The sequence below is a fragment of the Photorhabdus sp. CRCIA-P01 genome (genome assembly GCF_003545805.1).
GTDB lineage: Bacteria > Pseudomonadota > Gammaproteobacteria > Enterobacterales > Enterobacteriaceae > Photorhabdus > Photorhabdus antumapuensis.
This window is the reverse complement of sequence record NZ_NMQR01000210.1, coordinates 1-611: the sequence shown is the minus strand read 5'-3', so window position 1 is coordinate 611 and position 611 is coordinate 1. Positions and strand designations below refer to the sequence as shown.

The following is a 611-nucleotide window of genomic DNA, read 5'->3' as shown; positions in this document are numbered from 1 at the left end:
GGTGCACGCAGGCGGCGAAACCCGCCTCTACAGCCGCACCGGCGATGACGTGACCCGCAGCTTCCCCGAAGTCGCCGAGGCATTTCGACTTCCCGCCGTGCTCGACGGAGAATTGCTGGTGCGCGGGGCAGGGCAGGGGCTCGACGAACACGGCGGCTCGGCGGCGAGCTTCAATGCGCTCCAGCAGCGGCTCGGACGCAAGGTCGTCAGCGCCAAGATGCGCGACGACTATCCGGCCTTCGTCCGCCTCTACGACCTCCTGTTCGATGGCGAGGAAGATCTGCGCGGCCTGCCCTGGTCCGAGCGGCGGGCGCGGCTCGAGTCGTTCATGGAGCGGCTGCCTGCCGAACGGTTCGACATCAGCCAGTTGATCGAGGCGGACAGCTTCGCCGACCTCGCCGAGATTCGCTCCGGCGCCCGCGACGCGTCGATCGAAGGCATGATGCTGAAGCGCCGCGACGCGCCCTATGTGTCGGGGCGCAGGGCCGGACTGTGGTACAAATGGAAACGCGATCCGCTGACAGCCGACTGCGTCGTCATGTACGCCCAGCGCGGGTCGGGGAAGCGATCGAGCTTCTACTCCGACTCCACTTTCGGCTGCTGGTCGGAGG

At 67.6% G+C, this 611-nt stretch carries 1 protein-coding gene; it reads left to right on the top strand.

Translation table 11 applies throughout. The features are described 5' to 3' along the window. Positions 1 to 611 (top strand): ATP-dependent DNA ligase (locus tag D3222_RS24885; protein WP_198672937.1); only part of this gene is annotated, 611 nt, incomplete at both ends.